We start from the raw sequence: 26,520 nt of genomic DNA, 5'->3' as shown, positions 1-26,520 counted from the left end.
GGCTTCCTTCAGACCCCACCGTTGGCCAGTGGCGCCCTTGCCAGTCGGATTGTCTTCCCCTCAGTCGGGGTGACGCCATCTTCTTTCAGATGGCCGGGTTTGCCGGCTTCGCCGGGCAAACAAAAAACCCCGCCGGAGCGGGGTGTGGGGCTCAGTCGAGCTGGCTGCGCAGCCAGTCCAGCACGGGGCCGTAGCTGGCGGGCAGCAGGGGTTCGAGCCGGTCCAGGGCCGAGCGGGTCTCGGCCTGGCTGTCGAGGCAGAAGTTGATGTGGCCCACCTTGCGGCCGGGGCGTACTTCCTTGCCGTACCAGTACAGCTCGGCGCCGTCCACCGCCAGCCAGCCGTTGTCCCGCTCGGTGCCCACCAGGTTGACCATGACGCTCAGGTTTTTCACCCGCGGCTTGACCAGAGGCAGGCCGGCCACGGCGCGCAGGTGCGCCTCGAACTGGCTGACGCTGGCGCCGGCCTGGGTCCAGTGGCCGCTGTTGTGCACCCGGGGGGCAAGCTCGTTGATCAGCAGGTGATCGCCGACCCGGAAGCACTCCATGGCCATCACGCCCACGTAGTCCAGATCGTTCATCAGCTTGCCCAGCATACCCTCGGCTTCTGCTTGCAGGTGGGCCAGCCGCGCCAGGGGCGACACCGAGCCCAGCAGGATGCCGTTGACATGCAGGTTGAGGGTGAGCGGATAGAAATGGCACTGGCCGTCGTCGCCGCGCATGCCGACGATGGACACTTCCTCATCGAAGTCGATGGCCTGCTCGGCGATGGCCTGGGTGTGCCAGTCATCGGGAATGGCGTCACGGCCCGGCTCGCGCAGCCAGTGCTGGCCGCGGCCGTCGTAGCCGCCGGTGCGGCGCTTGAGCAGCACCCGTTCGCCCAGGGCCTGGTGCAACCCGTCGGCGGTGGTGTCCGCTTCCACCAGGCGCCAGGGCGCGGTGGCCAGCTCCAGTTTGTCGATAAGCGACTTCTGGGTGAAGCGGTCCGCCAGTATGGGGAAGGTGTTCAGGTTGACGAAACCCGGGTGCGCCGCCAGCTGGCGGGTGGCGGCGGTGTCCGGCCACTGTTCGCGTTCGGCAGTGACCTGCTCGTGCAGCTCAAGCGGAAAGGTCTCTTCCGATTCGATGTCCACCGGGCACACTTCAAGATCGAGGGGCATGCCCGCGTGCTTCAGCATCTGGCCGAGCTGGCCGGCGCCCAGAACCCAGATACGGCTCATGCTTCCTCCCGCGGATCCGGCTGGCTCAGCACCGCCTCGGTCTGCTCGGCGCGGAACGCCTCCAGCCGTTCGGCCAGGGCGGCGTCGTTGTTGGCCAGGATCTGGCAGGCCATCAGGCCGGCGTTGAAGGCGCCGGCGGCGCCGATGGCCAGGGTGCCCACGGCGATGCCCTTGGGCATCTGCACAATGGACAACAGGCTGTCGAGCCCGCTCAGGGCCTTGCTCTGCACCGGCACGCCCAGCACCGGCAGGCGGGTTTTGGCTGCCACCATGCCCGGCAGGTGGGCGGCGCCGCCGGCACCGGCGATGATCACCTCATAGCCGCGGGCCACGGCCTGCTCGCCGAATGCCATCAGCTTGTCGGGGGTGCGGTGGGCCGACACCACTTCCACGGTATAGGCGACCTGCAGCTTGTCCATGATCTCCGCAGCGCCCTGCATGGTGGGCCAATCGCTTTTCGAGCCCATGATGACGGCAACTTTTGCTTGCATGACTACTCCTGTTCAACAACGTTCTGCAATGGGGTGGATCCAGGGGGAGCGCGGATTATAGCGAAACGCCGGTTTTGCGGCTAGTCGGCCGCGCCCGCCCGGGGGTGGACATTGCCCGGGCGGGCCGCTAAGGTATTGGCCGCCACCCCCGGCCGAACACCATGAGAGGAGGATTCCGCCTTATGATGGGCGCACTCGAAGCGTTACCCTGACCCCCGGCCCCGTGCCGTCGACCGCACCATACCCGGCTACCGCCAACGTCTTTAAAGCGCATTGCTTTCACCCCTGAATGGTTTGCCGAGCCCTTGTTACGGGTTCTACACGTCCGTTGCCGCTAGCCAGGTCGTCCAATTCGTGCCCTGCGTTTCGCCTTTCGGCGATGCCGCGGGGGGCGTGTCTGTGTTTTTTCGCAAGAACAGGGAGATGAACTTGGAACTCTACCAATTCTCCAGCACCACAGTATTGCTGCTGCTGGCCGCCTTTTACGGCGGAACCTACCTAATCACCACCTTTATCAAAAAAGAGCAGGAAGATACCGACGCCTTTATGGTGTCCAACCACAGCGTCGGCTTTGGCATGGGCGCGGCCAGCATGACCGCCACCTGGATCTGGGCCGCCTCCTTCTACGCCGCCGCCACCTCGGGCTATACCTACGGGGTGTCGGGCCCCTTGCACTACGGCCTGTGGGGCGCGCTGATGATCCTGTTCATCTATCCCTTTGGCCGGCGCTTTCGCGCCCTGGCACCCCGGGCCCATACCCTGGGCGAGGTGATCCACGCCCGCCACGGCTCGTCGAGCCAGCTGATCCTGGCCTTTTCCAACCTGCTCGGCAGCATCATCAGCCTGATGGTCAACTTTACCGCCGCCGGCGCCCTGGTGTCGGTGCTGTCGCCCCTGTCGTTCCAGACCGGCGTCATCATCGCCGGGGTGGGCGTGCTCAGCTACACCCTGTGGTCGGGCTTTCGCGCTTCCGTGCTCACCGACTTCGCCCAGCTGATTGCGCTCATGGCCATTGCCGTGGTGATCATCCCCGCCGTGCTGTTCGCCATGGGCGGCCCGGCCGAGGTGCTGAACGGCTTTGACAACCTGACCGCCGAGCAGACCAACCTGTTCTCCACCGAGGCCATACTGCACCAGGGCGCGCCCTACTTTGTGGCGGTGCTGGCCTACGCCATCGGCAACCAGACCATTTCCCAGCGGCTGTTCGCGGTAAACGAAAAACACATCAAGCCCACCTTCCTCACCGCCACCCTGGGTTACGGCGCCATCGTCATTGGCCTGGGCATGATTGGCCTGATGGCGCTCGCCAACGGCGTTGAGCCCCTGAACGGCAACATGAACAACCTGATCCCGCAAATGGTGTCCAGCTACCTGCCGCCGGTGTTTATCGGCCTGTTCTTTATCCTGGTGATCGGCTCCCTGTCGTCCACCGCCGACTCGGACCTGTCGGCGCTCTCCGCCATCATGATGGCCGACGTCTACGGCAAGAACATTGCCCGGGGCCGGGCCTGCCCCAAGCGCATGCTGTTGATCGGCCGGCTGACCATGATAGTGGCCACCATGCTGGGCATTGTGTTCGCCAGCTTCTCTCTCGATATTCTGGTGATGCTGGTGTTTGTGGGGGCACTCTGGGGGGCCATTGTATTCCCGGTAATCGCCAGCTGCTTCTGGAGCCGGGTCACCAACAGCGCCTTCACCACCTCGGTGCTGGCGGCGCTGGTGCTGTTTTGCGTGGCCCGCTTCGAGCTGCTGCCCATGACCGGCGCCGTAGCCCTGGGGTTTGAACTGCTGGCTAGCATCGGCGGCGGCGTGGTCATCGGCCTGATGGCGTTCGGCTTTCTGGGCAAGCGCATCGGCTTTGCCGCCGGCATTATCGCCGGCCTGGCGCTGATGTTCTTCGCCACCGGCTTTTTGCGGGAATACACGGTACTGCTTTCTTCTCTGGTGGCCTATGGCGTCAGCACCCTGGTGTGCGTGGCGATGAGCCTGCTGACCCGGGAGGAATTCGATTTTGAACTTATCAAACAGCGTGTGGGCAGCTACGACAACCGCGTCCGCCCCGCCGGCAATGCCGGTGCCCGCACCCCCACCCGACTGGTCAAGGAGTCCTGATATGAACGAACTGTTGCTCGGCGCCTACATCCTGATCTGGCCCGCCCTCACCCTCTGGGTGCTGGTACGCATCTGCAAAGGGGTATGGAACGACGTGGCCGTTGCCAAACAGGAAAACCGGGAGCTGGTGTAGCTCCCTTGCCATCCATCCAGGCAAAAGCGGACCCCAAGGGGTCCGCTTTTTTATACCGACAGTACATGCGCTGCCGCTTCGCATGATGTCCCGACCTGCTTTGCCTTTACTCAGGCTGCCAGCAGGCGGGCATAGAGCGGTATGCCCACCACCACGTTGAAGGGAAAGGTCACCGCCAGCGCCGCCAGCATGGCCAGGCCGATGTCCGCCTCCTTGATGGCGGCGCCGATGGCGGCCGGGGCCGCGATATAGGAAGCGCTGGCCACCAGGGTCACCAAAATCAGTGCCGAGCCCGCCGGCAGCCCCAGCAGCCAGGCCGCGCCCACGCCGATGCCGGCCAGCACCAGGGGGGCGAGCAGGGCGAACAGCATCACCGGCCAGCGCCGCCAGGGCACCGGGGTGAGCGCCTGGGCGGTGCACAGCCCCATTTCAAGCAGGAACAGCGCCAGCAGGCCCTTGAAGGCGGTGATAAAGAGATCGCTCACCGGCGCCGACTGCTCGGGGCCATAGAAGTAGCCGATCAACACCCCGCCGGTGAGCAGCACCACGCCCCGGCTGGTGAGCGCCTCGTGCCACACCGCCGCCTTGCTGCCGGTATCCTGCCCCGACAGGGTCTTGTACAGGTAGATGGCGACGATGATGGCCGGCAGCTCCAGCAACACCAGGTAGAGGGTGGTTTGCGGGGCTATTTCCAGTTGCAGGCTCTGGGCGTAGGCCAGGGCCACCGCGAAGGTACCGGCGCTGACCGAGCCGTAGTGGGCGGCGATGCTGGCGCTGTTGGCGCTGTTCAGCCTGAGCAGCTTGCGCGCCACCGGGTAGCACAGCAGAGGAATGAGCACGCCCAGGGCGGCCACCGCCAGCAGCTCGGGCAGCAGCCGCCAGTGCAGGTTGCCGTGCAGCGCGAGGCCCCCTTTAAAGCCGATGGTGAGCATCAGCAGTATGCTGAGGGTGTCGTAGGCCGCCTTGGGCACCTTCAAATCCGAGCGGGCCAGCCCCGCCACCACTCCCAGCGCAAAAAACGCCACTACAATATCCGGCATAACAAATCCTCGTGATAATTAAGTAGAGCAGTAAGTCAGACCATGAGCTCGCCACCGGAAGGAACTACACGCCGACTCGCCATAGGACGTGACACTCGCTGTTTCGGCCTGCTGCGAACATTCACTGGATGTTCGGTCAGGCCGAAAAAGCTCGTTACGCCAAGCAAGCTCGCCCCATGGGGGCTCGGACATGCCATCCCTGGCATGTCACGGTCGGCTTAGCAGTTTCCTTCCGGCGCCCAGTCAGACTCGATTGCCTATCCAGGAATACAACGGCGGACATTGTGCGGATCAAGGTATATAGTTACCAATAAATGTTAATAACAGAAGATATAGATAATCATCTATGAACATACGCCACCTGACCTTTCGCCTGCTGCAGGTGTACGTGGCCGTGGTGCGGCTGGGCTCGGTGTCCCGCGCCGCCGCCCAGCTGCACCTGACCCAGCCCACCGTGTCCCAGCAGCTCAAGCGCCTGGCCGAGGCGGTGGGCGAGCCCCTGCTCGACAGCCAGGAAGGACGCATCCGCCCCACCGCCGTGGGCACCGAGCTCTACCACGCCGCCCTCGACGCCCTCTCCCGCTTCGACGACTTCAACGGCTTTTTGCAGGACGCCCGCCAGGGCACCCGCGGCGGCTTCAGTATCGGGGTGGTGACCACCGCCAAATACATACTGCCGCGCCTGCTCGGGCCCTTTAACCGCCGCTTTCCCGAGGTGGAGGTGTCCATCAGCGTGGGCAACCGGGGCTACATCCTGGAGCGCCACCGCCACCAGCAGGATGATCTTTATCTGTTCAGCCATCCGCCCGCCGGCGAGCACACCCTGAGCGGCCGCTTTATCCGCAATCCGCTGGTGCTGATCACCCCGCCGGATCACTGGACGGCGCGCCGGCCGCCGGCGGACTTTTCCGCCCTGCTGGGCGAGCGCTTTCTGCTGCGCGAGCCGGGCAGCGCCACCCGGCTGGTGTTCGAGGAATGGCTGCGCAACCACAACCTGCAGCTGAAGCGGGTGATGCAGATAGAGAGCAACGAGGTGGTGCGCATGAGCGTGGAGCAGGGCCTGGGGCTGGCGGTGCTGTCGGAGCACACCCTGGCGGAGGGCGAGCACCGCCTGGGACGCCCGGCGCTGCCCGAGTTCCCGCTCACTAGCCACTGGTACCTGGTGTGCCACAACAACCGCCGCCTGCCCTACCCGGCGGCGAATTTTGTCCGCTTTATCAACGACAACCTGGCAAGCTGCATCGACAGCCGCTATATCCACAATGACCTGGCCAGGCTGCTGGCCCATATCGACACCCCGGGCAAGGGAGCCTGAGCCATGAAGATAGATCGCCAACAACTGGAGCAGGCGGCCCGCCGGGGCCTGCTGCACCCGGAGCAGGTGGCGCCCCTGTGGCAGTTCCTCGAGCAGGGCGCCCCCGCCGGCTTTCGCTTCGCCCATCTTCTCTATTACCTGGGCGGCCTTATCGCCATCGGCGCCATGACTCTCTTTATGACCCTGGGCTGGCAGCAGTACGGCGGCTGGGCCCTGGTGGGTCTGGGTGTGCTCTATGCCCTGCCCGCCCTGGCCCTGGCCGAAGGGCTCAAGCAGCGGCGGCTGTGGGTGCCGAGCGGCATTCTCGCCGCCCTGGTGATCTGCCTGACACCCCTCACCCTGTACGGCCTGCAAGTTGCCCTGGGCTGGTGGGATCCGGCGCTGGACTACCGTCAGTACCACCGCCTCATCCACGGCCGCTGGCTGAGCCTGGAGCTGGCCACCCTGGCGGTGGGCTGGCTTATGCTGTGGCGCTATCGCCAGCCCTTTCTGCTGCTGCCCCTGGCCGCCACCCTCTGGTATATGAGCATGGACCTGAGCCTGTGGCTGAGCGGCCGGGATGTCGCCGGCTGGGAGTTTCGCCAGTGGGTATCGCTCTGGTTCGGGCTCTTGATGGTGCTGCTGGCCTTTTGGGTGGACATCCGCAACCGCAGCCGGCGGGACTTCGCCTTCTGGCTTTATCTGTTCGGCGCCATTACCTTCTGGGGCGGGCTCTGCCTGCTGACCGACAACGGCGGCGGCGAACGGCTGCTGTTTTTGCTGGTCAACCTCATGATGATAGCCACCGGCACCCTGCTGGACCGGCGGGTATTCGTCGCCCTGGGCGGCCTGGGCCTGGCCTGGTACCTGGGCTGGCTGGCCTGGGAGGTGTTCGAGGACAGCCTGCTGTTTCCGCTGGCCCTCACCGCCATCGGCCTGGCCGTGATGGGTCTCGGCATCCTCTGGCAGCGCCACCAGCGGCAACTGACCGAGCGCCTGCAACGGCACCTGCCCGCCGCGCTGCGCGCACTGCTGGCGAGAAGGGCGTAGTATGCAGGCAACCGATTTCGTGCCTCTAACGGGTGTGGTCAAGACTCTTCCGGATAAATAGCTGTTCCGAATAGTAGATCACTGGCGGCGGCGACTGGGTTCCGCTAAGCAGACCCTCCGCGCCACGGATGGCGCGGCGGAGCCCCCAGGGATGGGTTCACGGCGTGTCTGCGGGCGCGGCCCAGTCGATGTAGCACTATTAGGATCTGTTATTTAGAGCCCCATTGGCATCTGACTGGTGGAGCGCAGGCGGCCCGCCTGCTTTACTGCACTGCGGGAACCTCAGGACTGGCCTGTGTGCTCCCAAGGGGAGCCGTTAAGGCAAACGCCTTACCTCACCCACTCCTCGCTTCCTTGGGCGTGATCCCAAACCTTGTTTTAAAACTGCGGCAGAAGTGGGCCTGGTCGTTGAAGCCCCATTTGTAGGCGATATCGGCCAGGGTGCGGCCGGGGCCGGCGGCGCGGATGTCGGCCTCGGCGCCCTGCAGGCGCAGTTCGCGGATCCACTGGCCGACGCTGAATTCCTGGCCCTGGAACAGCTTGTGCAGATAGCGGGTGGAAATGCCGCAGGCCCCGGCCACCTGTTCGGGATTAAGGCCGGGCTCGCGAATATGATCGCGAATGTACTGCTCCACCCGCTGCAGGTGCACCTGGCGCAGGCCGCTGTCGTCGCTGGAAATGGCGCGCGGGTCCCCTTCCACCGCCAGGGCAAACAGCTCAATCAGCTGGCGCATCAGCGCCGCCGCCTGGCGGTCGTCCAGGTAGGCCACCTGATTGGTGATGCTGCGAAAGTAGTCGAAAAACACCGCCCCCAGCCCCTGGCTGCGGTCGAACTCGCTGAACAGGTAGCGCTCGGGCAGTCGCAGCCGGGCGCGCAGCAGCGAGCCGGGCACCCGCACCACCCACAGGCTGTTGTCCTGGCCGTATTCAAACTCGTAGGGCTTGTCGCTGCGCTCCAGGATAAAGCCCCCGGGCCGGCAGCGCACGCTGCGCCGCTCCTGGCTGAAGTGCACCTCGTGGCGCTCGGGAAGGGTGATCAGGAAGTGGTGGTCTTCGTGCCGGTTGATGTGCTGTTTGAGGCGGTGGTAGCGGGTGGCCGAGGTGCTGAGAAAGGAGATGCCGAAGGGCGCCACGTCCCAGCGCCACAGCTGGCCGTAAAAGCGCTGTTGTTCGGTAAAGTGCAGGGCCAGGTCGAAATAGGTGCTTCCGATCACCCCGCGCCAGTAATCCTGCCGCTCCTGCGCCGGCAGCAAACTGGTCAGATGGCATGAATGCATATTCGCTTCCTTCGCAAATCCATTGCGTCTGATCCGGTCAAAAAAACCGCCGGGCCATGGTAAACCGGCGCCGGCGGCAATCACAAGGGACGAGTGATTAAGTTGTGACCTTACTTCAGCCGGGTCAGCCGGTAGCAGTTGTTGGGCTCCAGCACCAGGCACCAGCCCGGGCGCACCACTATGTTGGTGGTGGGCTCTTCCACCACCGCCGGGCCCACGATTTCCAGCCCCACGTCCAGCCGCTCGCCGCTGTACACGCCGGTTTCCACCCAGTGGCCGTCGGCGTCGAACAGCATGGGCCTGTGGCCGGTCAGGGCGTCGGCCAGGGTCTTGCCCACGGGGGTGCGATGCTGCACCGGCGGCTTGCTCACCCGGCCGGTGAGGGTGGACTCGATGTTCACCAGCTCCACCGGGTTGCCGGGCTCGCTGTAGGTATACAGCTCCTCGTGGCGGCGGTGGAAGGCGGCCAGCATGGCGTCCACCGTCTCCGGGGTGATCTCGCCGCCGGGGATCTCCACCGGGCATTCGTGGATCTGCCCCTGGTAACGCATTTCCACGCTGCGGCCCAAACCGATATCGCCCAGCTGGAAGCCGTCGGCCAGCAGGTGCTCGGTGCCCTGGCGCTCCAGCTCATGGAAGCGGGCATTGAGGGTGGACAGGTCCGCCTCCCGGTGGATGGGCATGGGCTCCGAGGCCAGGTAGTTGTAGCGCACGTCCGAGATGATCTGGCCGAAGGCGCAGAACACCGAGGCCACCTTGGGCACCAGCACGGTGCGGCTGCCGATTTCCTCGGCCAGGGCGGTAATGTGCATGCCCGCCGCCCCGCCGGCGCACACCAGGGCGAAGTCGCGCGGATCATAGCCCCGCTCAATGGACACCCGGCGGATGCCGTTGACCATGTTGAGGTTGACGATGGTGCTGATGCCATAGGCTGCCTTTTCCACGCTGATGCCGAGCGGATCGGCCACGTGCTTTTTCACCGCCTGCCAGGCCGCTTCCCGGTTCAGCCGAATGGTGCCGCCCAGCACGGCGTCCGGGTTCAGGTAGCCCAGCACCAGGTTGGCGTCGGTCACGGTGGGGCGGGTACCGCCCTTGCCGTAGCACACCGGCCCGGGCGTGGCGCCGGCGCTCTCCGGGCCCACCTGCAGCATGCCGTATTCGTCCACCTGGCAGATAGAGCCGCCGCCGGCGCCCAGGGTTTCCACCTGGATCATGGGCACGCCGATGCGGTAGCGCAAAAAGTCGATGTCCTTGCTCAGGTTGGTGTGGCTGTCCTTGGTCAGGGTGATGTCGAACGAGGTGCCGCCCATGTCCACGGTGATCACGTTGTCGATGCCGAAGGGCCGCGCCACATAAAGGCCCGCCTGGGGCGCCGAGGCCGGCCCCGAGTTGATGGCGTTGACCGCCCGCCCCTGCATGGCCTCGCCGATGGCCAGGCCGCCGTTGGACTGGAAGTAACGCACCGGATAACGGGCGCCCAGGCCCTTGAAGTAATCGTCGATGCGCTCCACATAACGACGCATCACCGGGCTCAGGTAGGCGTTAACGATGGTGGTGGAAGTGCGGGTGTATTCGCGGATCTGCGGATAGACCTCACTACCGGTGCAGACAAACACCCCGGGCAGAAATTGCTGCACCAGCTCCCTGGCGCGGCGCTCGTGGGCCGGGTTGCGCACCGACCACACGAAGGAAATGGCCACGCTCTCCACTTCCTGCTCCTTGAAGTAGGCAATCGCCTCGCGGATCTGCTGCTCATTGAGGGGGCTGTGCTCGGTGCCGTCGGCCAGGAAGCGGCCGCCGATGCCCCGGCGCAGGTGGCGCGGCACTATCATGTGGGCCGGGGGAAAGTCGGCCTCGTAGCGGTAGCCCTCCTCCTTGTGGCCCAGGCGGATCTCGATGCTGTCTTCATGGCCGTGGCTGCACAGCAGGCCCACCTTGACGCCCTTTTTCTCGATCAGGGCGTTGAGCGCCACCGTAGTGCCATTGATGCACAGATCGCACTCCTGCACTATCTGGCTCACCGGCTTGTTCAGCGCCTCGGCAATCTGGCCCAGGCCGTGGCGGATGGCAATGGTGCCGTCCTCGGGAGTGGACGGGCTCTTGAACACCCGGATGCTGCCGTCGTTCTCGGCCAGTACAAAATCGGTGAAAGTGCCGCCGGCGTCCACGCCCAGACGATATTTGCTACGCATAATCAGTTTCCTTACCAGTTAATGAGTTCAGCCACGCAGGCGCTCGGTGTGAGCCCAGTTCACGCTCAGACAATCGGGGTTGAGTGCCACGCCGTATTCCAGCTCGGCCGCCTCCCGCGACACCAGGCCGTTGCGCACGTCTTCCAGCACCGCCCTGGGATCCCGCTCAAAGGCCGGGCCATAACCGCCGCCGCCGGGGTTGATGTTGGTGATCCGCTCGCCGGGCTTGATGGTGAGCATGGTGTTGTGTTTATGCACCTGCTCGCCGTCGGGCCGGGTCACCACCAGCTTGCCGAGCTTGGGCTCCAGCAACCGGTTCTCGGCGCCCGCCGCGCCCATGGTGGGGATCTGGCGGCCCTCACCGAAGGCGATCACCTGCATCTCGTGCTCCCTGGGCTCCACTTCCCAGGCGGTGCCCGAGCCGCCCCGGTACTTGCCGGCACCGCCGCTGTCGGGCACCAGGCCGTAGCGGTGGATGATGATGGGATAGGAGTACTCCAGCAGTTCGATGTCGCCGGAGCTGAGCGCACCGAAGCAACACAGGGGCCCCACCGCGTGCCAGCCGTCCATCACCTGGGTGGCGCCGGCGCCGGAAATGATGGAAGCCAGCACCATGGTCACGTACTGCTCGCCGCTGCGCGGATCGATACCGGCGATGTTAATGCCGCTGGCATGGCCCCAGGAGGCGGTGACCCGCTCGGGCGCGGCCTGCTCCAGGGCCATGCGCACCGCGTCGGTCAGGGTTTCCATCGGAGTGGTGGTGCAGTTCACGTGGGGCGCCGGCTCCACCGCGTTGCACAGGGTGCCTTTGGGTCCCAGATCCACAGTCACGCAGCGGTACAGTCCCTCGTTGTAGGGCGGCGGCAGCTGGGCGAACATCATCAGCCCCAGGTAGACGCCGGAAAGCGAGTTGCCCTCGTAGGAATTGATGAAATAGGGGATCTGGGGCGGGCTCTGCACCTCGATGTGCAGCCGGTCGCCGCTCACCGTGATGGTGCTGGTGATCGTCATTTCGCCAAAGCCGTGGCCGGCGTCTTCCAGCACGGCGCAGCCCTGGTACACGCCGTCCGGCACCGCGCGGATCAGGGCGCGCATCTGGCGGTCGGCCATGTCTTTCAGCTCGGCAATGCAGGCCTGCACCGTTTTCACGCCGTACTTGTCGAGCAGGGCCAGCAGGTTGCGCTCCCCCACCCGGCAGGCGCCGAACTGGGCGTTGATGTCCCCTTCCTGATCCCGACGGGCACGCATGTTGGTGAGCAGCAGGTTAATCACGTCGTCCCGGCGCTTGCCCTTCTCCCACAGCTTCACCGGCGGAATGCGCAGGCCCTCGGCGTAAATTTCCTTGGCATCCGGGTTGTAGCCCGCGGGCACCGGGCCGCCGATGTCGGTGAGGTGGCCCTTGCACACCGTCCAGAACACCAGCTCGCCCCGGTAGAACACCGGCTTGTACATGCAGCAGTCGAGGATGTGGCTGCCCTTGTAGGCCGGGTCGTTATGATAGATGACGTCCCCTTCGTGGATGTCGTCGCCAAAGTGCTCGGCCACCGCCTTCATGGCCGGGATCAAGGATCCCAGGTGGATGGGAATATCCTGGCCCTGGAGGATCATCTCGGGGAAATGGTCGAACAGGGCGTTGCTGTAATCGTGGGCCAGGTTGAACACGCTGGAGCGGCCGGTCTTTTCCAGGGTGAGGGTCATTTCCCGCTGGGTGGTTTCGAGCGCTCCGCGCACCACCGCCAGGGTGATTGGGTCTACATGTGTGGCCATCGTCTACCTTCCGTTTTATGACTGGCTGAACAGGGTCGTTAACAAGCTGTTACCACTCGTTTTCGCCGCCAGTATAAAAGTGACGCCACCCGCCCGAATTGACGCTGGGCGCACCGGCTTTTGACCCTGGGCGCACCCGTTGACGGTGTCATCATGGCCAGTACGCCGGGTGGCGCCGGCCGGCGGTGCCATGGAAGGGATGGCGGGCCTGGCTTTTAATAACGCCCTATGTGTTCGACGCTATCCTGCAGGCCCTGGCCTGCTGGGGGATGTTGCGGTGGCCCGGCGCTTGGTCATATCGCCTTCGGGCCGGGGGGCACGGCGGCAAGCGATAAAGCTATAGTCCCGGCCCCCAGCAGGTCAGCTGCGCCGGGGGGACGGCAGCCACTGCAACAGGCTGCCCCCGAGCAGGCCGCACAGGCTGCCCAGCAGGATATCGACCATGCGCGCCAGCACCAGCTGTTCGGGCGGGGCGCCGTGCTGCAGCATGCCTGCCAGCAAGACGGTCAGCGGGGTAATGAACACCACCGCCAGGCCGTAGTTGCGGGTCACCAGGGTTTCGATGGCGAAGTTGAGCAAGATCACCAGGGTCGCCAGCAACCAGGGATCCGGCGGCAGGCTGAACAGCAGCCAGGCCAGCACCAGCCCCACGGCGGTGCCCAGGATGCGGTGCAGCTTGCGCTGGATCAGCATGGACACGCTGTTGCCCTGCAGCACGGCGGCGCAGGAGATGGGTACCCAGTAGGGGTTGTCCAGCCCCAGCAGCAGGGCCAGCAGGAAGGAGCCGCCCACCAGGGCGCCAATCAGCAGCGACTCCAGCCACAACCGGCGCAGGTACCAATCCGCCGGGTGGTGGGGCTCCCGTCCGCCGGACGGGGCCGGCAGCAGCAGGCTGTAGCCGAACACCAGCAGGCAGGCCAGCATGGAGCCCATGACCATAACGCCCACTTTTTCCGGCAGCAGCGCCAGGTCGAGGGACGCCGTGCTGGCGAGGGAGGCGATCATCACGAAAAAGAAGCGCCCCGGTGGCGCCACCGAATAAAAACGGCAGACAAGGTTGATCAGCATGGTCACCAGCCCCAGCACCAGGGCCGATACCCAGGAGGGCCCGCCCGCCAGGGCGGCCAGGGTAAAACTGGTTGCAAAACCAAAGCCGCACACCACCAGGGTCACCAGGCGGTAGGCCACCGTTGCCTGGGGCAGGTAGAGGATCACCATGCCGCCCAGGCTGCCCAGCACGCCCAGGTCGAGCCGGCCCAGCCAGGCGCCCAGCAGCACTGGCAGTCCGGTGCACAGGCCCGCCACCAGGGGAAAATGCCAGGGCCGCAGGCTGGGGTTGAGGACCAGCATCCGCCGCACCTGTTCGCGCAGCGCCTGTTGCAGTCGTCCGCTCATCAGCAGGCCCCCTTCAGGGCGGTGTGCCGGGCCAGTTGCAAGCAGGCCCGGCGCAGGCCGAGTACGGCGCCATCCGCATCCCGTTCCCGTTCCACCAGGCGCAGTTCGTCCCCGCTCAGGGTCAGCAGCGTCTGGGCCCGGGTGCCGTAACCCGGGCTGTGAATGAATACCGGCGACAACCGCCGTTCCCACTCGGCGCCTACGCCGGTATCGGGCAGCAGCGCCGGCTCGGCCGGACGGTGATCGTCGAGCAGGGCGAAGGCCGCCGCCTCATCGTCGCCCGTCCATCCGGCCAGCCCCTGCTTGAGCCGCTCCACCTTGGGCCAGGGCGTATCCAGCACGGCGTTGGACAGGCCGTAAAGTCCGGCCGCCAGGGCGCGCGGCCCGGCGCCGTCCCGGCTGCCCCCATACCAGAGCTCGCCCGCGCCCAGATCCGCCACCAGCAGGTTGAATCCGCCATAATCCCGACGGCGGGCCATCACCCTGGCCAGATACTGCCGCGGGCTGTCATCGCCCGCCAGAAAATCCGCCACCAGCTCGCCCCGGGAGCGGGCATGGGCCGGCGGCGGCACCCGGCCATCCCGGTGGTTGGTGAGGGCAGCCAGCCGGCCATGGCGCGTCACCCCCAGCCAGCTGCCGCCCGCCTGCAGATCCCGCCCGCCCCAGATATGGGGCAGATCCGGCCACCAGCCGGCCGGGGCCGTGGCCCGGTCGTAAAATTCGTCACGGTTGGCCAACAGCCGCAGGGCGCGGTGGGCGCCGGGCTGCCAGGAAAAGGCGATCAGACACAAAATAAGTTCCTCGGATTGGGTGCGGTTGTTTCCTACCTTAACGTCGGGCGCCAAGGGACACCAGCCCGGCCAGGTCCTAACGGGGCGGCTCGGGCTGGTCCCGGCGCTCCCGCAGGAAACTGGCGAAACGCGGCAGGCCAGCGGCGGTTTCCCCCCGGTAGCGGTAGCTGACGGTGCTGCCCACCGCCGGCGGCCGGCGGCGCTGCTCGTCGCTGAAACCGGTGCCCAGCCTAAAGCGCCGGCCGTCCGGGGTTTGCACCAGCAGCGCCCCCAGCTGGCCCTCATACTTGCCCTGGCCGGGCAAGTGCGCCAGCACCACCGCTTCGGCGTCCTGGTGGCGCTTGAGCTTGAGCAAATCCTCGTTGCGCCCGGCCAGGTACAGGCTGTGCCGATGGCGCAGCATCAGTCCCTCGCCACCGCCCGCCTCCACCTCGTCCAGCCTTGCCGCCAGGCCGGCCCTGTCCGTCACCGGCTGCTGCTCCACCAGCGCCAGCCAGGGGGACGACAGGCCGGCAAACAGGCGTTCAAGGGCGGCCAGCCGCGCCTCGAAGGGCAATTCGCTGGCGGGCAGGTCGAACACCATAAAGCGGATCTGCCGCCACTCCCCGTCGATGGGCTCATAACGGCGCACCGCGGCGGACAGCTCGTCGAAACGGCCTCGCCCCAGCCACAGTTCGCCGTCCAGGGGGGTGGCGGGAAAACCGGCCAGGAACCACTCCGGCGCCGCAAAGGGATAGCCGCCGCGGGACAGCAATTGCCGGCCATCCCAGTAGGCGCGCACACCGTCGAGTTTTTCACTGACCAGATAATGGGCAATGTCGTGGTGGGGGCGAAACACCTCCGCCAGTTGCAGGGGCGGCGCCCCGGGCGCCTGGGCCTGGGCCGGCGTCACCGCCAGCAGGCCCAGGGGAAGCAGCAGATAACGCATGATCTTGTCCTCCCGTTTTCAGACCAAGCTTAGCCGCTCTCCCCCGTTTCGGCGCCGCCGTTATCTGTCCTGATCCGCCACCACGCCGGCCGACCGGGCCGAATACCAGCCAAATCCGAACTGCAGAAATTGCAGCACCATCATCAGCAACAGGGCCCCCTGCCAGGCGCCGCCGAGATCGCGCATCAGCCCCAGCGTCGCCGGGCCCGCCGCCGCCAGCAGGTAGCCGATGCTCTGGGCCATGGCCGACAGGGCCGTGGCCTGGGCGGTATTGGCGGCGCGCAGCACAAAAAACGACAGGGCCAGGCTGAGCGAGCTGCCGCAGCCCACGCCGATGAGCGAGGCCCACAGCATGGGCGCCGCTGCCGGCTGCCACCACAATCCCGCCAGCCCACTGAGGGAGGCCACGAAAATACCCAGCACCAGGATCCGTTGATCCCGCATCCGCGCCGCCAGTATGGGCACGAACAGGTTGAAGGGAATGCTCACCAGGTTGATCAGCGCCGTGGCCGTGCCCGCCTGGTGGCCGTCGAGTCCGCTTTCGAGCAGTATCTTGGGCAGCCAGGTCGCCATAGAATAGAAATAGAAGGACTGCAGTCCCATGTAGAAGGTAATGGCCCAGGCCAGCCGGTCCCGCCACAGGCTCACCCGCACCGGGTTGCTGGGCCGGCCCACTCCCCTCACCCTGAGCATGGGCAGCCAGAACAGCAGGCAGAACAGGGGCAGCAGGGCCCACAGGGCCACCGGGTGGCGCCAACTGCCGAACAGCTCCATCAGCGGCACCGCCAGAAAAACGCCAAGACCGGCGCCCACGCTCAGGGTCACCGAATACAGGCCGGTCATCAGCCCTACCCGACGCGGAAAAAACGCCTTGACCAACCCCGGGATCAGCACATTGAGCAGGGCGATGGCGGCGCCCAGCAGCAGGGTGCCGAGCAGTACCACCGGATAGTGATCGACCAGGCGCAATCCCACCCCCAGGCTGATCAGCAACAGGCCGCCGATGGCCAGAACCTGGGGCGACCAGCGGCGGGTGAGCGCCGGTACGCAGATGGAGATGACCCCGAAGCAGATCAGCGGCAGCGTGGTCAGCAGGCTGAAGGCGCTGGCGCTGATCGCCAGGGTCTGGCGGATTTGCTCCACCAGGGGCCCCACCACCACAATACCGCCACGCAGGTTGGCGGCGGCCAGCATCAGGGCGGCCACGGCCAGGGCGGCAACCAGGGGGCGACCGTGAAAGGGGCCGTCGGGAAAGGCAGTGCTCGTCATTGTTGTTATCTCTGTTTTATGGGATATGAGGGCGCAGCGCCCTATGGTAGGAGCTGAAAGACACCATAACAAGCACCGGGAAAGCGCATTTTGTTTGACCCAGCCCCTGCTCAGGGCAGGGATTACGGGTTAACATCCGGCCAGAGACTGCCAACACGGGAATCACTATGCTGGATCCGAAAGACATTACCGCCGTTATTCTCGCCGGCGGCGAAGGCCGGCGCATGGGAGGCGCCGACAAAGGGCTGGTCAGCCTGTGGGATCGCCCCCTGGTGTGTCATGTGCTGGACCGGCTCAAGCCCCAGGTAGCCGAAGTGCTGATCAACGCCAACCGCAACCTGGACCGCTACCGCGCCCTGGCACCGGTGATCCCGGATCGCGACTACCACAGCGCCGGTCCCCTGGCCGGGTTCGAGGCCGGCCTCAGCCACGCCCCCAGCGAATGGGTCCTGTTTGTGCCCTGCGACAGCCCCCTGGTGCCCGCCGACCTGGCCCGCCGCCTGTGCGCCGCCGTGCACCGCCACGATCAAATAGCGGTGGTGGACGACGGTGCCCGGCTGCACGCCGCCACCGCCCTGCTGCATCAGTCCTTGCTGCCATCCCTGAACAATTACCTGGACGGCGGCGACCGCAAACTGCAGCTGTGGTACGAGCGCCATCAACTGGTGCCGGTGGACTTTAGCGACGAAGCCGGCGCTTTTTTCAACCTCAACACCCCCCATGCCCTGGCCGAGCTGGAAAAACAGCGCCGTCGCTGAAAAAAAGGGGTCGGAGTCAATTTAAAATTGACTCCGACCCCTTTTTTGTTTTAACGGTCGAAATAACGCACAAACTGGGCGGGATCCCGCTCGGGCAGCTTGCGTACCTCCATCAGCGGTGTGCCCAGGTACAAAAAGCCCACCAGTTGATCCTGCTCGCCCAGCCCCAGTTGCCGGTGCACGCCACGATCGAAGATAAACCAGCCGGAGCGCCAGATGCCGTTGAAACCCTGGGCCTGGGCCGCCATCTGCATCGCCATCAGAGCGCAGCCGGCGGACAAGTGCTGCTCCAGCTCGGGCACCTTGTCGTGGGGTTTGACCCTGGCCGCCACGGCGATCACCAGGGGCGCGCGCAGGGGCGCGTTGCGGGCCTTGTCCACCGCCTCCGGCACCTCGCCCCTGGCCTCGGCCGCCGCTGCCAGTATGTCGCCCAGCCGGTAGCGCTGCTCGCCGGCAAAGACAATAAACTCCCAGGGCGTCAGGGTGGCGTGATCCGGGGCGCGTAGCCCGGCCTTGAAGATAAGCTCAAGTTGCTCGCCCGCCGGGGCCGGCTCGGCCAGGCGGGGGCAGGAATGGCGGTTCAGTAACAGTTCCAGTGCGTCCATCGTTTCACTCCAGATTGCAATGGCGCTACCTTAGCAGCCGGCCGGAACGGAGCAAAGCAAAAAAGAGGCATTCTCAAATGGACGCCGCCAGTTCGGCTCCCTGGCGGATGGCGCGCTTGGCGTCCAGCTCGGCGGCCACATCGGCGCCACCGATCAGGTGTACCGGCAGGCCAAGCCCGACCAGCGCCGCCTGCAGGCCGCGCTCCGGCTCCTGGCCGGCGCAGACGATAATATTGTCCACCGCCAGGCACAGCGGCTCGCCGTCCTTCTCGATATGCAGGCCGGCATCGTCGATACGCTGGTAGCTTATCCCACCCCACATCCGTACCCCGTGGTGGCGCAGGCTGGCCTTGTGGATCCAGCCGGTGGTCTTGCCCAGGCCCTGGCCCGGGTTGCCGGCCTTGCGCTGCAGCAGCCAGACCTGCCGTCCGGGAACGGCCGGCGCCGGCGTCATCAGCGCCCCCGGCGCCCGGTACTCCTTGTCGATGCCCCACTGGGCCAGCCAGTGTTCGGTGCCCCGGGCCGGAGTGGCCACCAGGTACTCGGCCAGGTCGAAGCCGATGCCGCCGGCGCCGATGATGGCCACTTTCTCCCCCACCGGGGCCTGGCGCGCCAGCACGTCCAGGTAGCTCAGCACCCTGGGATGATGGATGCCTTCAATATCGGGGGTACGCGGGCGGATGCCGGTGGCCAGCACCACCTCGTCGAACTCCGCCAGCCGCTCGGGGGTGGCTTCGGTGCCCAGGCGCAGGCGCACCCGGCTACGCGCCAGCCGCTCCCGGAAGTAGCGGAGGGTTTCAAAAAACTCCTCCTTGCCCGGGATCTGCTTGGCATAGTTGAACTGGCCGCCGATGTCCGCCGCCCGGTCGAACAGGGTCACACTGTGGCCGCGCGCCGCCGCCTCGCAGGCGAAGCTCAGCCCCGCCGGCCCCGCGCCCACCACCGCCAACCGCTTGGGCGCGGCCGTGGGCAAAAAATTCAGCTCGGTCTCGTGACAGGCCCTGGGGTTGACCAGGCAGGAGGCCCGCCGCCCCCTGAAGATATGATCCAGGCAGGCCTGGTTGCAGGCGATGCAGGTGTTGATAAGCTCGGGCGTGCCCGCCGCGGCCTTGGCCACGAAGTCCGCGTCCGCCAGGAAGGGCCGGGCCAGGCACACCAGATCCGCCTGGCCGCCGGCCAGTATGGCCTCGGCCACCTCGGGGGTGTTGATGCGGTTGGTGGCCACCACCGGCACCGACAGCGCCTGGCGCACCCGCTCGGTAACCCAGCTGAAGGCGGCCCGGGGCACGCTGGTAGCGATGGTGGGCACCCGCGCCTCGTGCCAGCCGATGCCGGTGTTGATGATGGTCACCCCGGCCCGCTCCAGGGCCTGGCCCAGGGCAATGACCTCTTCCAAGCTCGAGCCCTGCTCCACCAGATCCAGCATCGACAGCCGGAAGATAATGATGAAATCCTCGCCCACGGCGGCGCGCACCGCCTGCACTATCTCCAGCGGGAAACGGTTGCGACGCCCGGCGTCTCCGCCCCAGTCGTCCTGGCGGTGGTTGGTGCGGGCGCAGACGAACTGATTGATGAGGTAGCCCTCGGAGCCCATGATTTCAACGCCGTCGTAACCGGCCTCCCGCGCCAGCCGGGCGGTATTGGCGAAGTCGTCGATACAGTGGCGGATTTGCCGCTCGCTCATCACCGCCGGCTTGAACGGGCTGATGGGCGCCTGCCCGGGCGAGGGCGCCTGCAGGAAGGGATGGTAGGCGTAACGCCCGGCGTGCAGGATTTGCAGGGCTATCTTGCCGCCCTCCTGGTGCACCGCGTCAGTCACCCGCCGGTGCCTGGCCCGTTGCCAGGGAAAGCTGAGCTGGGCGGCGTGGGGCATCAGCCGACCCCGGAAGTTGGGGGCAATGCCGCCGGTGATGATGAGCCCTACCCCGCCCCGGGCCCGTTCCCGGTAAAAGGCGGCCAGTTTTTCGAAACCGCCTTTTTCCTCTTCCAGGCCGGTGTGCATGGATCCCATCAGGACCCGGTTTTTCAGGGTGGTGAAGCCCAGATCCAGGGGCGCCAGTAAATGGGGGTAACGGCTCATGATCCCTCCGCCGGTAGATGCCGAAATGACCCGCTCAGGCTAATGGATTAAAACACCTTTTTCAAACACTTGTTTTATATCCTGCCGACGCCGGCTCCATGGCATTGTGCGCCGGCTCGCGTCATAATGGACCAATTCGACAACGTTTCCGTTCAAGGCATCGCTATGTGGTCTGCCATCAAGTGGTTTTTCCGTACCCTAGGTCGGGTGCTGAATGCCATCCGCATGTTGATTATCAATCTTTTCTTCCTGGCCGTGCTGGTTTCCCTGGTGCTGGTGTTCACCGCCCGGGAGGAAGCACCCCGCCTGCCCGACAGTGCGGCCCTCACCCTGGAGATTATCGGCCCGGTGCCGGAGCAGAACAGCCCCGCCAGCCCCCGCCGGCTGGTACAGAAGTGGCTGGCGGGCGACGACACGCCGCCACCCGCCACCCTGGGCGACATCAAGCAGGCCCTGGACCGGGCCCGGCATGACGAGCGCATCCAGGCCCTGGTGCTGCGGCTGCAGAACATGACCGAATCGAGCCTGACCCGGCTCGACGAAATCGGCGAGGCCATAGAGGGCTTCAAAACCTCGGGCAAACCGGTGTACGCCATCGGCGACTATTACACCCAGGGCCAGTACTACCTGGCCGCCCATGCCGACGAAATCCTGCTCAACCCCGCCGGGGCCGTGACCATCCAGGGCATGGGCGTGTACCGGCTGCACTACAGGTCGGCCTTCGAGCGCTTCAACATCACCCCCCATGTGTTCCGGGTGGGCACCTACAAATCCTTCGTCGAGCCCTACCTGCGCGACGACATGTCGCCGGAAAGCAGGGAGGATACCCTGCGCTGGCTGGACCAGCTGTGGCGTCACTACCAGGACAGGGTGGCCACCCTGCGCGGCATTCCCGCCGACCATGTCAGCCCGGAAAAAGAGCAGTTGCTCAGCCGCTTTCGCGCCGTGGGCGGCGATCCGGCCCGCTATGCCCTGGAGCTGGGGCTGGTGGACCGCCTGGCCGGACGCGGCGAAATGCTGCAGACCATAGGCGAGCAGGTGGGCTGGGACAGCCAGGCCGGCGAATACAGCGGCGTCGGCATCGCCAGCTACCTGGCCCGGGCCGGCCAGCGCGACACCACGGCGCCGGCGGTGGGGCTGATTACCGCCAGCGGCGCCATCATGAGCGGCAACGAGGCAGGCGGCAACACCATCAACGACGAGTACCTGGCCCGGCTTATCGAGGAAGCCCGCCTGGACAACGAGATCAACGCCCTGGTGCTGCGCATCGACAGTCCCGGCGGCAGCGCCTTCGCCGCCGAACAGATCCGCACCGCCCTGCTGCAGTTCAAGGCCAGCGGCAAGCCGCTGGTGGTGTCCATGGGCAGCACCGCCGCCTCCGGCGGCTACTGGATAGCGGCGGATGCCGACCGCATCTACGCCGCCCCCACCACCCTCACCGGCTCCATCGGCGTGTTCGGCCTCTTTCTCACCTTCGAGGAAGCCCTCGCCAAGCTCGGTTTCAACAGCGATGGCGTGGGCACCACCGACTTCGTCGGCGCAGGCCTCACCACCGGCCTGCCCGAACACGCCCGGGAGCTGATTCAGCTCGGCGTCGAACACACCTACCGCCGCTTTGTGGACATTGTGGCCGAGGGCCGGGGGCTCAGCCCCGGGCAGGTGGAGCGCGCCGCCCAGGGCCATGTGTGGACCGGGGTCGACGCCAAGGCGCTGGGCCTGGTGGACGAGCTGGGTTACCTGGACGACGCCCTGGCCGGCGCCGCCGGGCTGGCCGGCCTGCCCGCCTACCGGGTGAAAAAGGTGCGCCTGCCCGCCAGCGCCCGTGAAGTGTTGATGGAGCAGCTGCTGCTCGACTCCGGCGCCGGCGTCGCGGAACGCCTCGGCGCCATGCTGCCCGGCGCCCTGCGCCCGGCCGGCGAGCAACTGGGCCGGGAGTTGTCCACCCTGGGTCGCTTCGACGACATCCGGGGCCAGTATGTACTGTGCGTGGAATGTCAGGAGTTCTGATGGACAAGAAAAGGATCTATATCGCCTATACCGGCGGCACCATCGGCATGCAGAAATCCGCCAAGGGCTACGTGCCCCTGGCGGGCTTTATGACCGACAGCCTGGCGCGTACCCCCGAGCTGCACCGCCCGGAAATGCCCGACTACCATATCCACGAGTACGATCCCTTAATCGACTCCTCGGACATGACCCCTTCCGACTGGCAGCGCATCGCCGACGACATCCAGGCCAACTACGACCACTACGACGGCTTCGTGGTGCTGCACGGCACCGACACCATGGCCTTCACCGCCTCGGCGCTGTCGTTCATGCTGGAGGATCTGGAAAAACCGGTGATCGTCACCGGCTCCCAGATCCCCCTGGTAGAGCTGCGCTCGGACGGGCGCAACAACCTGCTCAACGCCCTCTATATCGCCGCCGAATACCCCATCCATGAGGTGGGGCTGTTCTTCAACAACCGGCTCTATCGCGGCAACCGGGCCAGCAAGGTGCACGCCGACGGCTTCAATGCCTTCGACTCCCCCAATTTCCCGCCCCTGCTCAACGCCGGTATCCATATCGGCCTGGAAGCGGGCAAACTCGGCACCGCCACCGGCAAGCCGCTCACCGTCAGTCCCATCACCCCCCAGCCCATCGGCGTGGTAACCCTGTATCCGGGGATTTCCGCCGAAGTGATTGCCAACCTGCTGCGCCAGCCGGTGAAGGCGCTGCTGCTCTTGTCATACGGGGTGGGCAACGCGCCCCAGAACGACGCCATGCTCACGCTGCTGGCCGAGGCCTCGGCCCGGGGCGTGGTTATCGTCAACCTCACCCAGTGCCTGCGCGGCTCGGTCAATATGGAAGGCTACGCCACCGGCCACGCCCTGGCCGAAGCCGGGGTGATCTCGGGCTTCGACATGACCACGGAGGCGGCCCTGGCCAAGCTGCACTACCTGCTCAGCAAGCAGCTGCCGCCGGAGCAAATCCGCCGGCTAATGGGCCAGAGCCTGAGGGGCGAGCTGACTCCGGCGGGCTGAGGCCTAGTCTTGGCCCTGTTGCCAGCAACGCAGCAGCTCGGCCATGTTGGCCACCTCCAGTTTGCTCATGGCCGAGGCCCGGTGCACTTCCACGGTGCGCACCGCCAGGCAAAGGCTGTCGGCGATGGCCTTGTTGGTCAGCCCCCCGGCCACCAGCGCCACCACTTCCCGCTCCCGGGCCGACAGCCGGGCCAGTTGCCGCCGGGCCCGGGCCCTCTCCTCCAGTTCGCCGGCGCGCGCCCGGGCCTGGGCCAGGGCCGTCGCCAGCCGGCGGGCATCCACCGGTTTTTCCAGAAAATCCACCGCGCCCCGCTTCATCGCGGTTACCGCCTGGGGCACGTCGCCATGGCCGGTCAGCAAAATAACCGCCACCGGGCTGCGGCGCCGGTTCAGGATATCCAGCACCGCCAGCCCGTCCAGTTCCGGCATCGCCAAATCCAGCAGCAGCACCGCCGGCTCGGCGTCGTCCAGCTCGGCGAGAAAGGCCGCCGGCTCCGACCAGCACCGGCTCTCATGCCCCATGGCCTTGAGCAGGAAGGCGTTGGCCGCCAGCACCTGAGGGTCGTCGTCCAGAACATAAATCCGCATCATGCCTCCTCGGGCAGAAAAAGCTCGGCCCGGGTGCCCCAGCCGGTGTTTTCCAGCCGCAGGCGCCCGCCCAGTCGTTGGGCCAGCCGGTAGCTGACCAACAGCCCTATCCCCAGTCCGTGGACGCGGCTGGCGGGCAGGCTCTGGCCCAGGGCGTCGAGCACCCCCTGCTCGACCCCGCCGGCGCTGTCTTCCACCACATAGCACCAGCCGCCGTCCGCCCGGCTCAGCCCCAGCCGCAGGGTGCCCGCCCGTTGCTGGCGGCGGTAGGCATCCAGGCTGTTGCCCAGCAGGTTGGTGAGGATCTGCTCCACCGCCGGCGCCACGCCGTAGGCTTCGCCCGGCTCCGTATCGCAACACAGCCGCACCTGGCCGGCCTCGGCGCGGGGACCGAGCCGTTCGCACAGGGCCTGGCACAGGGCCGCGGGCTCGAAGGCGGCGGGCCCCGGCAGGGGCTGGGTGGCCCACTGGCGGAAGCGGCGGATGATGGCCGCCCCCCGCTCGGTTTCCCGGCTGATCTGGCCAAAGGCTTCCCGGCTGCGGGCCTCTTCGGTCACCAGTTCTCCCGCCTGGGCATAGGCCTGGATGGCGGACAGGGGCTGGTTCAGTTCGTGGGCCAGGCCGGTGGCCATTTCCCCCAGCAGGGTGGCCTGGCGGGCCCGGGCCAGCTCCTGCTCCTTGTGCTGGATAAGCCCGTGCAGCCGGTCCCGCTCCCGGGTCCGCCGGCGCAGCAGCCGGCTCACCCTGACATGGTGCAGCACCAGGGCCAGCAGCACCAGCCCCGCCGCCGCCAGCCACTGCCAGTGGCGCACCAGCACCTGCCGCAACAGTTGCAGCGGCGGCGTCGCCCCCGGGCCCAGCTGCCAGCCGGCCAGCAGCCGCTCCACCTCGTCCAGCCGGATGGGCGCGCCCCACAGCGGGCGGCCGTCCTGCTCCTGGTCCAGCAGGGCCCGGGTCAGGCTGCGCAGCAGGCCTTCGTCGACCTGCCCCACGGCGGCGAAGCTCCAGCCCGGATAGAGGGGGGTGGATCGCACGCAGGGAGACTCGGATTGCACCATCAGCGCCCGGAACTCGGCCCTTGCCACCAGGCCTTCGGCCACCATGCTTTCCAGCACGCAGGCCGGCAGCATGGCGCCACTCAGGGCGCCATCGCGCAACAGGTAAAGCAGGGCATCGGCCGGATAGCCGGCAAACTGCATCTGCCAGCGGGCCGGGTCCAGCCCCTGGCGGCGCAGTTGCTCGGCCACCAGCAGGTAGCCGCCGAAGGCCTGGTCGTGGATGGCGCCGACCCGCCGCCCCGTCAACTGCTCCGGATGGGTGATGCCGCTGTCGGCGTGCACCCAGAGGCTGCCGGCCACGCTTTCCCGGGCCGAGCCGAAGCGGGGATCCAGCCAGGAGGCCAGCCAGTTCAGCCCCTGGCCCCGGTTCAGCACAAAGTGGGCCGGGTTGGTGACCACAAAGTCCAGGCTGCCTTCGGCCAGCCGCCGGTCCAGCTGCCGCTGGGTCAGGAAATGCCCCTCGAAACGGTGCCCGGGCAGCGCCTGGTGCAGGGAGTCGAGCAACGGCGACCATTCTTCCCGGGCGCGGGCCTCGCCGCGAAAGGCCAGAAAGCCGATATCGAAGTCATCGGCCCGGGCCGGTGCCTGGGCCAGCAGCGCCGCCAGCACCAGCGGCCATAAAAGCTTGTTCCAGATCAAATCCGCATCCGTTATGTGGAATACCACAATAGAGGTAACCCATCCGCTCCCGGGACAATACCCCAAACCTCACCGAGGAGAACGAGATGGATGCCAGTAAACGACAATTTCTCAAGCGCCTGGGCGGGCTGACCGCCGGCGCCAGCCTGATCCCGGTAACCGAGCTGGACGCCGCGCCCGCCACCGCCGGCAAGCGCTATGGCATGGTCATCGACCTGCGCAAGTGCATCGGTTGCCAGGCCTGCACCGTCAGTTGCAGCATGGAAAACCTGCCCCCGGTGGGCCAGTTCCGCACCACCGTCCAGCAGTACGAGGTGCGCCTGGAAAACCGGCAGCAGGCCACCCAGGTGATGCTGCCCCGCCTGTGCAACCACTGCGCCAACCCGCCCTGCATCCCGGTGTGTCCGACCCAGGCCACCTACCAGCGCGACGACGGCATCGTGGTGGTCGACAACCAGCAGTGCGTGGGCTGTGCCTACTGCGTTCAGGCCTGCCCCTACGACGCCCGCTTCATCAACCACGATACCCAGACCGCCGACAAGTGCACCTTCTGCGTGCACCGGCTGGAGGTGGGCCTGCTGCCCGCCTGCGTTGAGTCCTGCGTTGGCGGCGCCCGGGTGATTGGCGATCTCAACAACCCCCAAAGCCAGGCCGGCCGGCTGCTGCGGGAGCATGCCGACGACATCAAGGTGCTCAAGCCCGAACAGGGCACGGGCCCGCAAGTGTACTACATCGGCCTGGGCGATGAATTCGTTAATCGTATCGATGGCCAGCCCGGACTCTGGTCCCCCGGCCATGACTGAGGAGGCAA

At 66.5% G+C, this 26,520-nt stretch carries 22 protein-coding genes; 8 read left to right on the top strand and 14 right to left on the bottom strand.

What is annotated here, in order from left to right; translation table 11 throughout:
- Positions 1–151: 151 nt before the first annotated feature.
- Together purK and purE are read right to left on the bottom strand one after the other, a co-directional pair.
- A complete protein-coding gene (gene purK, locus C7I36_RS08575) occupies positions 152–1,219 on the bottom strand; it encodes a 5-(carboxyamino)imidazole ribonucleotide synthase (RefSeq protein WP_106453304.1) in 1,068 nt (355 codons plus the stop codon).
- Positions 1,216–1,710 carry a 5-(carboxyamino)imidazole ribonucleotide mutase gene (gene purE, locus C7I36_RS08570; RefSeq protein ID WP_106453303.1) on the bottom strand — a complete coding sequence of 165 codons (495 nt, stop codon included), beginning with the start codon at positions 1,708–1,710 and terminating at the stop codon, positions 1,216–1,218. Before purE ends, purK begins: the two co-directional genes overlap by 4 nt.
- A gap of 423 nt (positions 1,711–2,133) precedes the next feature.
- Between purE and C7I36_RS08565 the strand changes: the two genes are divergently transcribed.
- Both C7I36_RS08565 and C7I36_RS17560 read left to right on the top strand, forming a co-directional pair.
- Positions 2,134–3,822, top strand: coding sequence for a sodium:solute symporter family protein (locus C7I36_RS08565; RefSeq protein ID WP_106453302.1), 1,689 nt, complete (start codon positions 2,134–2,136; stop codon positions 3,820–3,822).
- A gap of 1 nt (position 3,823) precedes the next feature.
- Entirely contained in the window at positions 3,824–3,955 is a 132-nt protein-coding gene (locus C7I36_RS17560; RefSeq protein ID WP_219899624.1) for a putative transporter small subunit, read from the top strand.
- Positions 3,956–4,065: 110 nt separating this feature from the next.
- Here C7I36_RS17560 and C7I36_RS08560 read toward each other — a convergent pair whose 3' ends face one another.
- Complete coding sequence (locus C7I36_RS08560) at positions 4,066–4,995, bottom strand: sodium-dependent bicarbonate transport family permease (protein WP_106453301.1); 930 nt, start codon at positions 4,993–4,995, stop codon at positions 4,066–4,068.
- A 346-nt stretch (positions 4,996–5,341) separates the two neighbouring features.
- Here C7I36_RS08560 and C7I36_RS08555 point away from each other — a divergent pair, with 346 nt between their 5' ends.
- Both C7I36_RS08555 and C7I36_RS08550 read left to right on the top strand, forming a co-directional pair.
- On the top strand, positions 5,342–6,310 hold the full coding sequence (locus tag C7I36_RS08555) for a LysR family transcriptional regulator (RefSeq protein ID WP_106453300.1): 969 nt from the start codon (positions 5,342–5,344) through the stop codon (positions 6,308–6,310).
- 3 nt (positions 6,311–6,313) lie between these two features.
- Complete coding sequence (locus tag C7I36_RS08550; protein WP_106453299.1) at positions 6,314–7,339, top strand: DUF2157 domain-containing protein; 1,026 nt, start codon at positions 6,314–6,316, stop codon at positions 7,337–7,339.
- 335 nt (positions 7,340–7,674) lie between these two features.
- Here the strand turns inward: C7I36_RS08550 and C7I36_RS08545 are convergent, their stop codons facing one another.
- From C7I36_RS08545 to C7I36_RS08515, 7 genes are all read right to left on the bottom strand, one after another.
- Positions 7,675–8,616, bottom strand: a complete 942-nt coding sequence (locus C7I36_RS08545; RefSeq protein WP_106453298.1) for an AraC-like ligand-binding domain-containing protein — start codon at positions 8,614–8,616, stop codon at positions 7,675–7,677.
- Between the two features lie 110 nt (positions 8,617–8,726).
- Positions 8,727–10,808 carry a caprolactamase subunit alpha gene (gene capA / locus C7I36_RS08540; protein ID WP_106453297.1) on the bottom strand — a complete coding sequence of 694 codons (2,082 nt, stop codon included), beginning with the start codon at positions 10,806–10,808 and terminating at the stop codon, positions 8,727–8,729.
- Positions 10,809–10,835: 27 nt separating this feature from the next.
- On the bottom strand, positions 10,836–12,575 hold the full coding sequence (capB, locus tag C7I36_RS08535) for a caprolactamase subunit beta (RefSeq protein WP_106453296.1): 1,740 nt from the start codon (positions 12,573–12,575) through the stop codon (positions 10,836–10,838).
- 360 nt (positions 12,576–12,935) lie between these two features.
- Positions 12,936–13,970 carry an FUSC family protein gene (locus C7I36_RS08530; protein WP_245880077.1) on the bottom strand — a complete coding sequence of 345 codons (1,035 nt, stop codon included), beginning with the start codon at positions 13,968–13,970 and terminating at the stop codon, positions 12,936–12,938.
- Complete coding sequence (locus C7I36_RS08525) at positions 13,970–14,761, bottom strand: NRDE family protein (RefSeq protein ID WP_106453295.1); 792 nt, start codon at positions 14,759–14,761, stop codon at positions 13,970–13,972. The genes C7I36_RS08530 and C7I36_RS08525 overlap by 1 nt, the downstream gene beginning before the upstream one ends.
- A gap of 76 nt (positions 14,762–14,837) precedes the next feature.
- Positions 14,838–15,689, bottom strand: coding sequence for a DNA ligase (locus tag C7I36_RS08520; RefSeq protein ID WP_106453294.1), 852 nt, complete (start codon positions 15,687–15,689; stop codon positions 14,838–14,840).
- A 60-nt stretch (positions 15,690–15,749) separates the two neighbouring features.
- Positions 15,750–16,958, bottom strand: a complete 1,209-nt coding sequence (locus tag C7I36_RS08515; RefSeq protein WP_106453293.1) for a CynX/NimT family MFS transporter — start codon at positions 16,956–16,958, stop codon at positions 15,750–15,752.
- Positions 16,959–17,125: 167 nt separating this feature from the next.
- Here C7I36_RS08515 and mobA point away from each other — a divergent pair, with 167 nt between their 5' ends.
- Positions 17,126–17,716, top strand: a complete 591-nt coding sequence (gene mobA / locus C7I36_RS08510; protein ID WP_106453292.1) for a molybdenum cofactor guanylyltransferase MobA — start codon at positions 17,126–17,128, stop codon at positions 17,714–17,716.
- A gap of 50 nt (positions 17,717–17,766) precedes the next feature.
- Here mobA and C7I36_RS08505 read toward each other — a convergent pair whose 3' ends face one another.
- Complete coding sequence (locus tag C7I36_RS08505; protein WP_106453291.1) at positions 17,767–18,321, bottom strand: NAD(P)H nitroreductase; 555 nt, start codon at positions 18,319–18,321, stop codon at positions 17,767–17,769.
- Between the two features lie 73 nt (positions 18,322–18,394).
- Complete coding sequence (locus C7I36_RS08500) at positions 18,395–20,401, bottom strand: NADPH-dependent 2,4-dienoyl-CoA reductase (protein ID WP_106453290.1); 2,007 nt, start codon at positions 20,399–20,401, stop codon at positions 18,395–18,397.
- 165 nt (positions 20,402–20,566) lie between these two features.
- On the opposite strand from C7I36_RS08500, the gene sppA reads away from it, so the two are divergent.
- Entirely contained in the window at positions 20,567–22,408 is a 1,842-nt protein-coding gene (sppA, locus tag C7I36_RS08495) for a signal peptide peptidase SppA (RefSeq protein ID WP_106453289.1), read from the top strand.
- Positions 22,408–23,424, top strand: a complete 1,017-nt coding sequence (ansA, locus tag C7I36_RS08490) for an asparaginase (RefSeq protein ID WP_094041054.1) — start codon at positions 22,408–22,410, stop codon at positions 23,422–23,424. The genes sppA and ansA overlap by 1 nt, the downstream gene beginning before the upstream one ends.
- Before the next feature lie 3 nt (positions 23,425–23,427).
- On the opposite strand, the gene C7I36_RS08485 is transcribed toward ansA, so the two are convergent.
- Both C7I36_RS08485 and C7I36_RS08480 read right to left on the bottom strand, forming a co-directional pair.
- On the bottom strand, positions 23,428–24,012 hold the full coding sequence (locus C7I36_RS08485; protein ID WP_094041053.1) for a response regulator transcription factor: 585 nt from the start codon (positions 24,010–24,012) through the stop codon (positions 23,428–23,430).
- Positions 24,012–25,709: a PhnD/SsuA/transferrin family substrate-binding protein gene (locus tag C7I36_RS08480; RefSeq protein WP_106453288.1), complete on the bottom strand. Its 1,698-nt coding sequence runs from the start codon at positions 25,707–25,709 to the stop codon at positions 24,012–24,014. Before C7I36_RS08480 ends, C7I36_RS08485 begins: the two co-directional genes overlap by 1 nt.
- A gap of 86 nt (positions 25,710–25,795) precedes the next feature.
- On the opposite strand from C7I36_RS08480, the gene dsrO reads away from it, so the two are divergent.
- Positions 25,796–26,512: a sulfate reduction electron transfer complex DsrMKJOP subunit DsrO gene (dsrO, locus tag C7I36_RS08475; RefSeq protein ID WP_106453287.1), complete on the top strand. Its 717-nt coding sequence runs from the start codon at positions 25,796–25,798 to the stop codon at positions 26,510–26,512.
- The last annotated feature ends 8 nt before the right edge of the window (positions 26,513–26,520 follow it).

The organism is Zobellella taiwanensis, from assembly GCF_003012795.1.
Taxonomy (GTDB): Bacteria; Pseudomonadota; Gammaproteobacteria; order Enterobacterales; family Aeromonadaceae; genus Oceanimonas; species Oceanimonas taiwanensis.
Note: the sequence above shows the minus strand (reverse complement) of the source record. Positions and strands in the feature narration are given on the sequence as shown.